Consider the following 13,837-nt stretch of genomic DNA (forward strand, 5'->3'; position numbering starts at 1 on the left):
GGTATCTCTCCGTATGTTTCCTTTGGATTCATCGGGCAGATACCTCTTTTTTAATCATGTAAAAAACGCCTTATTCAAATGATCTTAGCCGTTCCACAACGGATTTCTTATTTAGTTGTCGGGTCATAAAGAAGGAAATAGTCGCACACAACGCTGCCATAAAGATAAGTAGGAGCAAAAAATTCATCCCAAACAGGGTTGGATTGAACCCTGTAAACATAGAAGATGATGCCACCGTCACTGTAAGATAGCTTCCCGCCACCAACATAATCCCTGCTGATATAAGGCATAGCCTTAAATTATTTTTGAAAAGGGACCTCCATAGTTGCTTTTTCGTCATGCCGACCGCCTGAAAAATGAGGATTGTTTTTTTCTGTGCAAGCGTATCGGTGATCAGAGTATTCACCATATTCGATACTCCGATAATCCCCAGCACCAACGCCAAGAAAAATCCTAAAATTGTAATGGCTGCTTTGCGATGAGTATAATAGTCCATGTCTTCATATCGGGAATCAATACGCAACTGTATATTATGCTCTTTCTTCATCAAGTCTGTGATGTCCTCTATCTGTTGTTCGTTAAGGCAGTTATTTGAAACAATCTGTATGCTTGATATACGCTCACCGTAATCTGGGTATATGGATTGAAAAAGCGTGTCTGGCATTATAATATTGCTATAGTAGATGTTGCCCGTACCATAGTTATCCATTTTTCTTACAACCGCCATCACCGTTAACTGCTTTGCTTGATACGCTCCGGTTATATCATCGTAGAAAGACAAATCCAAGACATCGCCTGCATGAATCTTCTGGCTTTGCTCAATTTGCTGATCGGTAACATTTAAATAATCAACATCCTGATATAAAATGTAGCCGCCCGATTTGAACTTTTCCGTATCTAACTGCCCCTCCAGAACTTTTATATAGGCAGCTTCCTGTTCCAACCTTTGTGCAGGTAAACCGCAGATTAATAGCTTTGCGTTACCGTTGGATAATAACTGAACAAAGTTACGACTTCCTTGCAACTGTGCAATTGCCTCAATTTCTTCTTTCAGCTTTCCCTCAAGTTTAACCTCCGCTAAAAAACTCTCATACATTTTTTGTGAAACAGATTCGATCAAATCAGGCATGGTTTTTGCACGGTATATTACATCAACACGTTCTACGAAAGGCAGTTTTTCTATAGAAGAAGGCAGTTCCTTTGAAATGGGTTTATAAGGCTCATTTAAATCCCAGAAACTGGCGATATGAATAATTCGAGCCTCGTCTTGATTATGGCGGTCAACCATCTTTTCAACCTGATACCCGAAAGCCACGTTACAAACAGTTAAAAAAACAATCCCGCTCAACGCAAATGAAATAACAGTAAATACTTTATTTTTATGGCGTGGGATAAAACGAGCTGCTTCAATGGGTGAATAGGAGGCTGCTTTTTGAAGTGTTCTGGAGCAGCTGATCCAGACCGTAAGCCATGAAAACAAGACTGTGAAACACAGTATCAGCCACAAGTTTGGTGCCTTGTAGTAAAGATAGTAATCTGTCATTCGGATGACTTCCGGGGCCAATAGCAGGCCTGCGCCATATCCGGAAAGAATTCCTAAAAAAATACCTGCACAAGCTAAAAAGCGTATTTGTTTCATGTACATGGATCGGAGCTGTTTCTTTGTAGTACCAATCGTTTTCATCATTCCAAACCATCGGATATCCGACGCCAAAGAGATGGAAAAAACATTATGGATTAGGAAATATCCGCTCAGCATAATCAGCATTACAAAGAAAAGTAAAGGTAGAGCAATCACAAACGAATAAGCAAATTCCATATAATGTCTCGTTTGAGCAGAATCTGCATTGACTGCTTTAGTCAGATCAGACAATTTGTTGAACACATCACTTTTTAGCAAAAAAGGATTCAGGTTGTTGAGTTTAACATAAATCAGGTTCTGATTTTTTGACAATTCGGGATTATAAGCGTCAATGAATCCTTGAGCCGTATAAATCTCTTCATAGTAATTGCTGATATTTGCTAATGGGTTTTTATAGATTCCGCAGACTTCCATCGGGATTTTGGTTTCAAGCTCTTTTCCATCCTGCAATACGACTACTTGCAAGGGAATCTCTGCACCCAACTCTTGTAATCCCAGCTTTTGTGCAAGCGTGTCCGAAATTAGAATTTGTGTGTTTTCTTTCGGTAATTCGCCTTTAGCCAAGATGATATAGTTGTGAGTATAGAAACTCTTATCTGGTGCAAACAGCTCTGTCTGAACACCGGCAAACTCATCATTGTGTAAGGATGACGTGCTGCATTTTCTTACAAAGTCAGCCCATTCGACCTGTTCCTGAAGCACAACCTTTTCGTAGGCCGCTTTGCTGCCAGTCAATGCACCGTCTGCTCCCGGACCCGGCGCAGCTTCGGAAGCTTCATACATGGTTGTAAAGAAGCTGAATCCGGCCGTTAAGACAAACGAAATCAAAACCGTTGTTAAGAAGATTGCAGTAACCATAATCAGGCTACGATTTCGATTGGCTTTCATATTTTTTATAGCAAGTTTCTTTACGACTTTTTTGTTATTATTCTCAAACAATGTTTTGCCCCCTTACGCCACAATCCGTCCATCTTCAATCCGCACAATACGATCAGCAAGCTGGGCGATTTCGTAGTTATGGGTAATCATGACGATAGTCTGGTGGAATTGCTGACTTGTTATTTTCAAAAGCCCCAGCACTTCCTGACTGGTCTTGCTGTCCAGATTTCCGGTAGGTTCATCAGCAAGAATGATGGCTGGTTTTGTTGCCAATGCTCTTGCAATTGCCACACGCTGTTGTTGACCGCCGGACAGGTTGTTCGGCAAATTGTTTAGCTTTTCTGTCAACCCAAGCATCTTTACAATTTTATCAATGAAGTCTTTGTCCGGCTTCTCCCCATCAAGTTCAATGGGCAAGACAATATTTTCGTAAACACTCAGAATCGGTACAAGATTGTAGTTCTGAAAGATGAAGCCAATATTTCTGCGCCGGAAAATAGTCAGCTGATCATCATTCATTTTGGATAGTTCTTTTCCCCCCACTTCCACGCTGCCGGATGTAGGGGTATCCAGTCCACCGAGCATATGCAGCAGAGTGGATTTTCCGCTGCCGGATGTGCCGACAATTGCTACAAATTCTCCAGGCTCTACGTTCAGGGTAACGCCATCCAGCGCTTTTACAATATTTGTATCGGTTCCATATTGCTTTTTCAGTTCATTTGTTTTTAATATGCTCACCGTAAACCCTCCTGTTTTCACTTTATCTTCTTTATTGTACTAGGCAAATGTAACCAAAAAGTCTCAATTACAAAATCAAATGTCACAGTTCTGAGACATTTGATTCTGCATAGAAAAAAGACAGCTCTCAAAGCTGCCTTTCGTTTTGAAGGAATACCGAAAAAGTGGAGCCTTTGCCGATTTCGGATTTTACCTGAATGTAGCCTCCCTGTTTGGAGATAATTTCACGGCACAGATAAAGGCCAACGCCGATGCCGCTGAATTCATGCACCTCATCTTCCCGATAGAATCGTTTGAATATCTGTGCGTAGTGCTGTTCGGGGATGCCCCTGCCTGTGTCGGTAATGTCGATTTTGGTTACCATTTCCCACTGATCCACCGTCACGGATATTTTGCCGCCCGACGGCGTATATTTGACAGCATTGTCCAAAATGTTAAACAAGGCTTCCGCAGTCCACTTTTTATCATGGGGTACGGCAATGGCAGGGTCACAGTCTACGATTACTTCAAGCCTTTTCTGTTCCGCAGTCCGTTCAATTCCAGAGAGTGCAAGCCCTACCGTATCGTAAATCGGTGTGGAGGAAACGGAAAGGGTGATAACACCTGTTTCCAGCCGGGACATCTTCACCATTGCCTGCATCAAAAAATCCAACTTATCTATTTGTGTTTCCATCAGTTCATGAAACTCTTGTTCTTTCTCCGGGGTAAGCTGTCGCTCCAGCAGGGTAGCGTTATACATTTTTAGATTTGTCACCGGAGTTTTTACTTGATGGGAGATGTCAGAAATTGTTTCCTGTATGGATTGCTTTTCTTTCTGAACCTGTCTTTTTCCATTTTGCATGATTTCGTACAGGCGTTGAAGCTTATAATTGAATTTGCCAATCAGTGTTTCCGATTCTAACTCAAAGGTCAAATCCTCTTTTCCGCTTACAATGTCATCAATACAGGCATTCAAAGAATCAGAAAAAGCTGTCAATTTTCCTTTTATCAGTCTGATCAAAGTAATTCCCAGCAGCAGAACCAACAGGGAGAAAATGATAGACGATCCAAGGATTGTCCGGTTTTCGGTATTGTGAAACAAAATGATATGAAAGCATACCATAAGGACAAGAAAAGCAGTACCGACTCCGATATAGATTCCACTTGTAGATAAATTTTTTTTCATTCCTTATCACCTGCCCACAGATAGCCCATACCATAAACAGTCTTAATAAATTTTCTGTTTCCGGTTTCTATCTTGTTTCTTAAACGATTGATATTGACGGTCAAAGCGTGTTCATCCACAAAATTCGCATCTACATCGTACAGCTTTTCCAACAGCAACTGCCGGGTAAGTAGTACACCGGGATTACTTGTAAAAATTTTCAGAACTTTATACTCCGTGGGCGTAAAAACAACTGGCTCATCCTTTATGGTCGCTGTCATCTTGTTGAAGTCTATCACAAGATCACCGCATAGATAAAATTTTTGACTTGACGGTTCTCCTGACCGCTTCAAAACAGCGGCTACTTTTTTTCTGAAAATATTGATATTGAACGGCTTTGTAATATAATCATCCGCGCCTAAATCAAAGCCTTTCATCACATCAGCTTCCAAATCTCGGGCAGTCAGAAATATAACCGGAATATCCCGTGCAGCTCTAATTTTCTTGCACAGTTCAAAGCCATCTCCATCCGGCAGATTTACATCCAGAATCATTAAGTCAAAGGTTTCATTCTTTATCTTTTCCAGAGCTGCTGCCACATCATGGGCAGGAACAGCTTTATATTCATCCAGTTCAAGGTTATAGCACAAACCGGAATTCAGCATAACATCATCTTCCACTACTAGAATTTGTCTCATTTTATCGCCCCTTTTTCCTGTTTTCTTTCAGCCTGCTGTCTGCAGGTTTTGGTGCATCCTTGGGAATCGCCCATACACGACCGAAGCGAACCACTCCGTTAATTCTATTTTCTTCACAGAGCTTTTGTATTCTCCGCTTGGAGATTCCCCATTTGTCAGAAGCCTGTTTCACAGATATATAATCAAACATTCGTATTCCTCCACCATATATAATGCTTACAGTATATACGCATTAGCGAATAAAATCAACAGTTCGCTTTTCATGGCGCATCTATTCTTCCGTTTTGGTTTCAGGCGCAAAAAAGCGGTTGTGTCTTTCGGTTACGAAGAACACAACCGCTTCAAAATTGCCCTGCAGGGTAGTCTAAGCAATTTGATGTTTTTTAAAGGTTCGATACGCCAAAGGGGTCAACAGTATACTGACTGCAATTCCAAATAAAGAAAGAGCCATATAAGGGGGAAGAACCAAACTTCCAATTTCATATTGAATCACATCGACCACCGATGTAAGAGAGGTCATTTGTGTTGGGAATAGATGATATAAATTATAAAGCAGTATGTTCTTTTCAGAAACGCTTCCCAGCATAGGAGCAATCAGCAATACACTTACCAGTATAATTACACCAAAGGGTGATCCCAGCTTTGCGGAAAGCAGCATGGTAATCGCCGAAGTCATCAGGTAAGCACATAAGCTGACGACCATAAGCAAAATTGCCGTCTGTGACATTGTCAGAGAATATGGAGACAGAATCGCATACAGTTGTAAGGGAGCATTACCACCGTCAGAACCAAATACAGCCAATGACAGACAAAAAGCGAGCGTGATCTGAATCAGCCCCCAAATAGCTGACAGTGAAAAGCCGGTGAATATCTTTGCCACAATCAACCTATTTTTTCCGTACTTCGCGGATAAAATGAGCTGATCCGCGCCGGAAGTGTATTCTCCGGAAAACAGTGGTGCCACGCAAATGGCAATAGCAAAGGCAGAGAAAAGCCCCAGCGAATTAATCATAACAAAAAAACGGGTATATCCGTCCACATAAGAAAATGTAAGCGGTGTTTTTATCTGCTCATCCATTTCTATTACACGTTTTTTAGCATTTTCGCTCATGTGTGTTTGCAGAATATGCTCCGACATCTTTTCGTGCCGGGTGCTGTAATAGCCATCCGCCTGTGCTTCGGTCAGCACTTGAAAATCCTCCATATTAAAACGTTTGGAAGCTGTATTGAAAACACTGCGGATTGTACCGTAAATTTGACTGTATGGTCTTGCGATGGTCTGGAATTCCTGCGTGGACTGATAGACATCTGATTCCGGAATTTCTGCATATGCATTTACAGTTTCCATAATCAACTCTGTATCCAGCGGGCGTTTTGAAAGTTTACGGGCATATGTTCTGTCCTTGACCATTCCTTCATAATTGGATTCGTAGGGTTTGCCATCCACATAATAGTCCCCCAGCAGCGTGGCAAGAACGCTGAGAGCTGTTATGAGGACAGAAAGTAACAGGGTAACTTGTACACTTCTCTTAAGCAAAATCTTTTTATATTCAAAGCCTACTAAATTCCAAAATCCTTTCATGATTTACTCACCTCACTAAAATAGTATAAATATAAATCTTCTAATGTTGCTTGTACGCTCATTGCCGAAGCACATGGTTTTTCATTCGCTATCAAGCGCAAAAAAGTCCGCGCTTCGCTTTCCTGACGCAGGTTGATCACCGAATAATTCTCAAACAAACTATCCGCTTCGGATTGAGGCAAAGTACACTCCCATACCTTACCATCAATCGCTTTTATTAATTCCTCCCGTGTTCCCTGATGAACGAGCGTCCCGTCTTTCATTACAAGGATCGTACCTGCAATATGCTCAACATCGGAAACAATGTGTGTAGAAAGCAGTATAATACGATCTGTTCCAAGTCGTGAAATCAAATTGCGAAAACGCACCCTCTCCTTAGGGTCAAGACCGGCAGTAGGCTCATCTAAAATCAATATTTGAGGGTTGTTCAGCATGGATTGGGCAATGCCCAGCCGCTGTTTCATACCCCCGGAAAAAGTCTTAATTTTTTTCTTAGCTTCTTTTTCAAGAGATACCTGTTCCAAAAGATCCCACATTTTTTCCTTAGCTTGTGGCTTGGGTAAACCCTTTAAGGCTGCAATATACAGTAAAAAATCCATTGCGGTAAATTCGGGATAGTATCCGAAGTCTTGCGGTAAGTATCCCAGAACATCGCGATAATCTTCGTGGCTGACATCAATATTGTTAAACCGAATTGTTCCGGAAGTCGGTGCCAATACACCGCACATCATACGCATCAAGGTCGTTTTTCCTGCTCCGTTTGCTCCAAGAAGACCGTAAACACCTCTTTGAAACGAAAATGAAATACGGTCGCAGGCAATTTTACTCCCGTATTCTTTTGTTACTCGCTTAAGCTCAAGTTCCATTGTTTTTCCTCCAGTTGTTTTACTAATTTATGCATCTGAAATCCAATCAGCGCCAAGCAGCCGGCAACAAGCGTCAGCCAACCGTTTAGATATGCATCTGAATAAAGAACAGTTACTACGCTTTCACAGAAAATACTGACAACGCTGACAAATCCCGCTGCGATGGCACAAGCATAGATGCCCTCTGAAGCATGTGTTCGGTTTAGCAACCACAAGCAAACGGCACACACAACAAGATAGGGACTTATCACATAAAGAATGGTCTGCAGCAGGCTGTAAGCCGATATCCTGCTAATAAAAATAAGGAGCAGTATCAAAACAACAGCACTGACTGCTCCGAGAATACTAATCCGAGCCATCACAATCTGAGGCAGACTGAATCGGCATCCTCCCTCCAACTCCACCATTTTGTAAGCGGCGGAGCGGTAGACTTCTGTAATCGTTATCATCGCCAGAAATGGAAGAGCTGCGGAAATGCCCCAGATATTTAATCCATCAGTACGCCAATATTGCGGCATGGGTAAGCGCAGCGCAGTTAGCAAGCCAAGCAAAATAATCAAAGTAAAAGCAATCCATATACGTTTGCGGATATAGCTAAGCTGAGCCAAAAGGAATTCCCGATAAGAGATTTTCGGATAACGCAGTTGATTTAAAAATTGCTCCTTACCTGTTGGCGGTGGCGCTTGAAACGCTGATTTCAGTTCTTTTTTGAGTTTCCCTTTCATTAAATATCCTCCTCTCTCAATAACTTTTTCAAGGCTGTTATTGCAGAACCTGTTCTTCGGTAAACAGCAAAACGGGAAATTTGTAAAATAGAAGAAATCTCTACCACAGAAAGTTCGTTGACATATCGTAGGAGCAACAACTCCCGTTTCTGTTCAGGCAAAGAGTTAAGGACCTTGCGGATCGTAAGATTAAGTTCTATTTGTTCAAAATAGTCTTTGTCAGGTATGTCTTGCGTCAATAGTTCAGGCTGAACTTTACGAAACGCATCTATGCAAAGGTTTCGTGCTATGGTATAAAGATAGGCAAGCATTTTACCTCGCTCGATATACGCAGTTTGTTCAAAATATTTGAGGAAGGTTTCTTGAGTGAGGTCTTCTGCCAAAGCAGAATTTTTCACCTTATAATAGCAATATCGATAAATTTTATCGTATTGCTCCTGCATATCAATCGACATTTAAAACCTCCTTTCAAAATGATTAACGGTTCATGTTCAGCAAATGTGCGGATAAAATTATTATATTATATAATTTGTCATATTTTCATGATTGAATTTCATGGCACATCTATTCTTCTGTTTTGGTTTTAGACATAAAAAGCGGCTGTGCTTTTCAGTTACGAAGAACACAGCCGCTAGCGAGGGTTACTCTTATTCAGCACTTTGAGTCCTAAAAAATCAACGATATCTTGAATATTTCATCTTTTTTCATGGACAATGACAGCAGCTCATTGTCGTCCAAACTACCCATAGCCCCAACAGATTAGAATTTTTCTGTTTCTCATCGTGCTCATAATCTCACCTATAAACGGATTCTTCACAACCTGACTTATTCGCTGCTTTTGGGAATAGCCCACTGATTGAGTATTTCACAAAGTTTATCATCATAATCCAATCCCAATATATAACTATTCTCTTGGCTGGTTAATGTCCCTTGCTGAAAACAAACTTCTAGGTTGCTGGGAAACAAAATAATATACTCTGGCTTAAATGCCATCTCCATTTCTTTTCTTAGGGTTGTATCAGTCACACCCGCAATATCCAGTATCTTCTGTTTTGCTTCTTCCGGTGAACAGGAGAACAAATTCCAGTTATTAATTTCTTGCCCAGTTTTCCGATCAAAAGCAGCTCCGGTACGATACTCATAGCCGTGATCATCATCTTTAGTTAGCTGTACCGATGTCAGAAAATACAGTACCATTTCATTTGATGCTGTAGGTGCTATATCCTGACTGATCATGTAAGAATTGAATTCCGAACTATCTTCTTTTTCAAGATAGTCATCATATGCTTTTTCAAGATCAGCCTGTACATCATATAACAAGCCTTGATTATCATAGAATTTCAATACATTCGATTGAGCATTTTTCTCTAAATCATCGAAACTCTCAATTCCAGCTACGTATACATTATTAGGACCGGACGGATTATGAATTCGCAGTAATTCTGTTCCGTTCTGTAGTGTATAAGCAGAACCATAGGAAGAGTTCCAAATATCTATGTTTGTTCCATCTGATAAAATGGTTTCACCCGTTAAAAAATCTGTAATCTGAATTTGCTTAGCATTATATGCAGCAATCTCCTGATTGTTTTTGGTGGTTATAGAGTGGCGTAAATTTTCATATTCTATCGATACGATAACCTTACTAAAAGAGCCCGTCTTAAATTCATCGGCTGTTATGCCATCTGCAAAAGAAGATATATATGTTTCATCGGTCATAAGAATCCCAATCTCTTGATCAGCATCTGTTTGAACAACAAAAGAAACAACGCCTATTGTATCATCAATGTTAGCTTCGATTACTTTGCCGGACACCTTGCTTTCTACACCACATGCAGATAACAAGCAAAGGCATGTAACAAACAGGAACAGGACTCCTTTTTTTATCATACTTTAACCTCCCAAAATATAAATAATCCACACATCTAAATTCCATTTATCTTTCTATGAGTAATTGAATTTCAAATCAATTATACCATATTTCCCCACATAAAAAAGACATACCTTTCTTTGGCGAAAGATATGTCTTTTTTGAAAAAATACTGCATATAAAAAAGTTATAAATTTTTACGCATTACAAAATCCGTTTGCTCTTCTTCTCCCATGAAAAAAGAATGCGTACCAATTTCATAAAAACCATTCTTTTTATAAAACAAAATGGCTCTATCATTTCTTTCCCATACTCCGAGCCATACATATAATTTTTTTCTGGCGTTCGCTATATCAATAGCCTTGTTCATAAGAACATTGCCCAATCCCTCGCCTTGAAATTCCTTTGCTACATATATTCTCTCTATTTCTAGCGATTGCATATTGTTTATGTCAGTTTGTGATGGGGCCTCGTTTAACTTTAAGTAACCTGCCAATTCACCGTTGGCATAAAGAAAATAAAATAATGAATTGCTATTTGATAATTCTCCGTATAGTTTGCTTATATTAAAAGACTGTTCCAAATAGGCTTTCATATTTGATGGCGTGTTCATGTGAGCAAAAGTTTCATTATATGTTTTATACGAAAAGTTACAAAGTGTATGAATGTCATCCGGTATACATTGTCTAAATGTTAAATTCAATTTCATATTTCCTCCATACTATATAAATAACTTCACAGCAAATCTGTTTATCTTTCTATGATAATGGAATTTAGTTTCATTTTACCACGCTTTTCGCGACAAAAAAAGGCATATCTCCCCCTTGGCGGAAAATATGTCCTTCTAATGCAGAAGAAGGGACTTGAACCCTCAAGGTATTGCTACCACACGGACCTGAACCGTGCGCGTCTGCCAATTCCGCCACTTCTGCTTTCTCAATTGTTCAAATTGATGAATCAATTCGTAAAATTATAATACTATACTTTTCCAAAATAATCAAGCACTTTTTAATTTAATTTTATTTAAATTTGATCTAATCCTACAAACAAAACCAGTCATTGCCTGAACAAAAAAAGCAGCTCTCCACAAATGAAAAACTGCTTCCCAATGCGGGAGATGGGACTTGAACCCACACGATCATACAACCACAAGATCCTTAGTCTTGCCTGTCTGCCAATTCCAGCACTCCCGCATGTCATCTTATACAAAACCTTACCGCCATGACATTCAATAAGGTTCGTGCAGAAGAAGGGACTTGAACCCTCAAGGTATTGCTACCACACGGACCTGAACCGTGCGCGTCTGCCAATTCCGCCACTTCTGCATTCCGCTGTAATCTCTTTCAGCGACAATAGCTATTATAGTATACAAGCCAACTTCTGTCAACAAGATTTTCTATTATTTTGAATATTATTTTTTTGTATATATTTTTTAAATAATATTGACAATTATAGGTAAAGATGGTAAAATTACTTTCGTTGCGCGGGAGTGCTGGAATTGGCAGACAGGCAAGACTAAGGATCTTGTGGTTGTATGATCGTGTGGGTTCAAGTCCCATCTCCCGCATTTACTCTTAAAAATCAAGAGTTTTCACTTGACATTTTCAACTTATAGAGTATAATAGGTCGTATATTCCTCGATAGCTCAGTTGGTAGAGCAAACGGCTGTTAACCGTTGGGTCGTAGGTTCAAGTCCTACTCGGGGAGTTTTTAATCACACTGAATGTGTGATTTTTTATTGCTTTCAAATCAATACATAATTTTACATCACCATACATATATATTACTGTACATACCTGTCAAGGTGGTACTTAGGTGCTGTTTACCGGCACCCGCATTTCCGGGCGGAAGTCTCAATCTCCTGTAGGCTTCCGCCCCTTTTTATCATTTTTGGGGATTTGTTAACTGCATTCTTTCATTTTCATATAATATATTAACAAAGATGAAAGGGATAAAAATATGCCCCCATTCCCACCTTACGGCAACCCTCCAGGCGGCCCCGTCCCTATGGGACCTCCACCATCGACTGCACCGTCAAAACCTACTCAGACACGATCTGCTACAAAGATGGTAAGCCCCGGTTCCATGCAAAATTGCATAGGACGCTTTACCTATATATGGATGAGCAACGGACAAGAATTCTGGTTCTTTCCAATTCAGATATGGCGTAACAGTGTCTCAGGCTTCCGCTGGGACAGAAGATTCGGTTGGTCATACGCAGGCATCTCCTTAAACCGGATTGATATGTTTACCTGCTCCTGGTAAACCAGCAATATCTCTTTATTCTAAAATAAAATTACGTATACGATACGTGGCGTAAAAGAAAGGAGTGAAATAAATTCGCTCCTTTTTCCATGCATACTAATAAGCAGATTGCCTTTTTTCATCACAGCCTACTGCTCGCCTTTATTATGAAAGAATGCTGTTATGATTTCAGGAAACAGTTCACTACGCACCTTTTTTCGATACTGCATCTCTTCTGATGTACGTCCACTGACCAGAGATTTATGGACAACCGTATTATCAGAGACACTAAATAGAGCTGCCATTGGAATGCCAGTTAAATCTGCTGCCCGAAAAGCAGCTGCAGTCTCCATTTCAATAACATTACAGCCCATTCCAATAATTTCATCAATATGTACAAACTGTGCGAATACCGTATCCGTGCTATAATTGTTACCAATATGCCATTTCACATCGTACTTTTTACATATTTGACTGACCGATTTTTTTAAGTGTTCAAACATTGCTTTATCCGGATATTGTTTCTCTCCAAACACATCACCATCTGCAAGTTTTTCAGTGGCCAGGTAGCGGCTCGCTCCATCACCACAAACAGAATATTCCGGTATCACAATATCTCCGATGCCCATTTTATCATCCAGAGCCCCCACAGATCCAATAAAAAGAATCTGCCTGCACGGTGTGACACCCAGAGCCAGAAGAACATCCATTAATACAGGTGCACCAATTCCTGTTTTTATATAACTGATTTCCAAGCCATCAACCGTAAGATTCCACACTTTTATTGAAGAATAGTCTGACTTACTTAAATAATCAAAATTTCCAAAATCCGTAAAAGCTGACGGTTCCCACCAAGGAGCAATCACTACATTCTTTTGTATTTTGTCCGGGTCTACACCTATGCTATGAATACAGATATCATGCTTCGTTGCTCCAAACCGTTCCATACTCTTTAATAAATCCTGATAATTCAACAATATCTCCCCCTTCCTCACTTTTCACAATAAGTATAGAATTTCATTCATTAAAAAAACCCCGTAAACACGAGGTTTCCGAGGTCAGAATATATGATTAAGCCACTTTGGATTTTGCAAGCTCAGCTAATTTTGCAAAACCTTCCGCATCATTAACAGCCATGTCAGCTAAAATTTTTCTGTTTAAATCAACACCAGCCAGCTTTAATCCATGCATAAATACGCTGTAGGATACGCCATTGATACGTGCTGCTGCATTGATACGGGCAATCCATAACTGTCTGAACTGTCTCTTTCTTTCTTTTCTGCCTGCATAAGAACTTGTTAAAGCTCTCATTACGGACTGTTTTGCTACTCTATACTGTTTGGAACGAGCGCCTCTGTAGCCTTTAGCCATCTTTAACACTCTGTTATGTTTTTTCTTAGCGTTCATACCGCCTTTAATTCTTGCCATCGGTTTTTCCTCCTTCTTAACTTA

Annotated in this window: 13 protein-coding genes and 5 tRNA genes; 2 read left to right on the forward strand and 16 right to left on the reverse strand. The window is 40.1% G+C overall.

Annotated features, from left to right (window positions below):
* Positions 1-70 precede the first annotated feature (70 nt).
* The 14 genes from RZO55_RS15495 to RZO55_RS15560 form a co-directional block, all read right to left on the reverse strand.
* A complete protein-coding gene (locus RZO55_RS15495; RefSeq protein WP_318065157.1) occupies positions 71-2,581 on the reverse strand; it encodes an ABC transporter permease in 2,511 nt (836 codons plus the stop codon).
* A gap of 12 nt (positions 2,582-2,593) precedes the next feature.
* The gene (locus RZO55_RS15500) at positions 2,594-3,259 is read right to left on the reverse strand and encodes an ABC transporter ATP-binding protein (RefSeq protein ID WP_318065158.1); all 666 of its coding nucleotides are present in this window, start codon (positions 3,257-3,259) and stop codon (positions 2,594-2,596) included.
* Between the two features lie 127 nt (positions 3,260-3,386).
* Entirely contained in the window at positions 3,387-4,424 is a 1,038-nt protein-coding gene (locus RZO55_RS15505) for a sensor histidine kinase (RefSeq protein WP_318065159.1), read from the reverse strand.
* Positions 4,421-5,101, reverse strand: coding sequence for a response regulator transcription factor (locus tag RZO55_RS15510; RefSeq protein ID WP_318065160.1), 681 nt, complete (start codon positions 5,099-5,101; stop codon positions 4,421-4,423). Before RZO55_RS15510 ends, RZO55_RS15505 begins: the two co-directional genes overlap by 4 nt.
* 1 nt (position 5,102) lies before the next feature.
* Complete coding sequence (locus RZO55_RS15515; RefSeq protein ID WP_318065161.1) at positions 5,103-5,291, reverse strand: helix-turn-helix domain-containing protein; 189 nt, start codon at positions 5,289-5,291, stop codon at positions 5,103-5,105.
* A gap of 174 nt (positions 5,292-5,465) precedes the next feature.
* Positions 5,466-6,683, reverse strand: a complete 1,218-nt coding sequence (locus RZO55_RS15520) for an ABC transporter permease (protein ID WP_318065162.1) — start codon at positions 6,681-6,683, stop codon at positions 5,466-5,468.
* Complete coding sequence (locus tag RZO55_RS15525) at positions 6,680-7,549, reverse strand: ABC transporter ATP-binding protein (protein WP_318065163.1); 870 nt, start codon at positions 7,547-7,549, stop codon at positions 6,680-6,682. The genes RZO55_RS15520 and RZO55_RS15525 overlap by 4 nt, the downstream gene beginning before the upstream one ends.
* Complete coding sequence (locus tag RZO55_RS15530; RefSeq protein ID WP_318065164.1) at positions 7,525-8,274, reverse strand: hypothetical protein; 750 nt, start codon at positions 8,272-8,274, stop codon at positions 7,525-7,527. The genes RZO55_RS15525 and RZO55_RS15530 overlap by 25 nt, the downstream gene beginning before the upstream one ends.
* Entirely contained in the window at positions 8,274-8,729 is a 456-nt protein-coding gene (locus RZO55_RS15535; RefSeq protein ID WP_318065165.1) for an RNA polymerase sigma factor, read from the reverse strand. Before RZO55_RS15535 ends, RZO55_RS15530 begins: the two co-directional genes overlap by 1 nt.
* A gap of 370 nt (positions 8,730-9,099) precedes the next feature.
* Entirely contained in the window at positions 9,100-10,161 is a 1,062-nt protein-coding gene (locus tag RZO55_RS15540; protein ID WP_318065166.1) for a hypothetical protein, read from the reverse strand.
* Between the two features lie 167 nt (positions 10,162-10,328).
* Positions 10,329-10,850, reverse strand: coding sequence for a GNAT family N-acetyltransferase (locus tag RZO55_RS15545; protein WP_318065167.1), 522 nt, complete (start codon positions 10,848-10,850; stop codon positions 10,329-10,331).
* Between the two features lie 139 nt (positions 10,851-10,989).
* Positions 10,990-11,073, reverse strand: a tRNA-Leu gene (locus RZO55_RS15550).
* A gap of 177 nt (positions 11,074-11,250) precedes the next feature.
* Positions 11,251-11,334: transfer RNA gene (locus RZO55_RS15555), tRNA-Leu, on the reverse strand.
* Between the two features lie 48 nt (positions 11,335-11,382).
* Positions 11,383-11,466: transfer RNA gene (locus RZO55_RS15560), tRNA-Leu, on the reverse strand.
* 158 nt (positions 11,467-11,624) lie between these two features.
* On the opposite strand from RZO55_RS15560, the gene RZO55_RS15565 reads away from it, so the two are divergent.
* A tRNA-Leu gene (locus RZO55_RS15565) sits at positions 11,625-11,708 on the forward strand.
* A gap of 67 nt (positions 11,709-11,775) precedes the next feature.
* Positions 11,776-11,848: transfer RNA gene (locus RZO55_RS15570), tRNA-Asn, on the forward strand.
* A 686-nt stretch (positions 11,849-12,534) separates the two neighbouring features.
* Here RZO55_RS15570 and RZO55_RS15575 read toward each other — a convergent pair.
* Both RZO55_RS15575 and rplT read right to left on the reverse strand, forming a co-directional pair.
* A complete protein-coding gene (locus RZO55_RS15575) occupies positions 12,535-13,359 on the reverse strand; it encodes a phosphorylase family protein (protein ID WP_318065168.1) in 825 nt (274 codons plus the stop codon).
* A 97-nt stretch (positions 13,360-13,456) separates the two neighbouring features.
* Complete coding sequence (gene rplT, locus RZO55_RS15580; RefSeq protein WP_318065169.1) at positions 13,457-13,813, reverse strand: 50S ribosomal protein L20; 357 nt, start codon at positions 13,811-13,813, stop codon at positions 13,457-13,459.
* Positions 13,814-13,837: the final 24 nt, after the last annotated feature.

This window comes from Clostridium boliviensis (assembly GCF_033342255.1).
GTDB classification, from domain to species: Bacteria; Bacillota; Clostridia; order Lachnospirales; family Lachnospiraceae; genus Lacrimispora; species Lacrimispora boliviensis.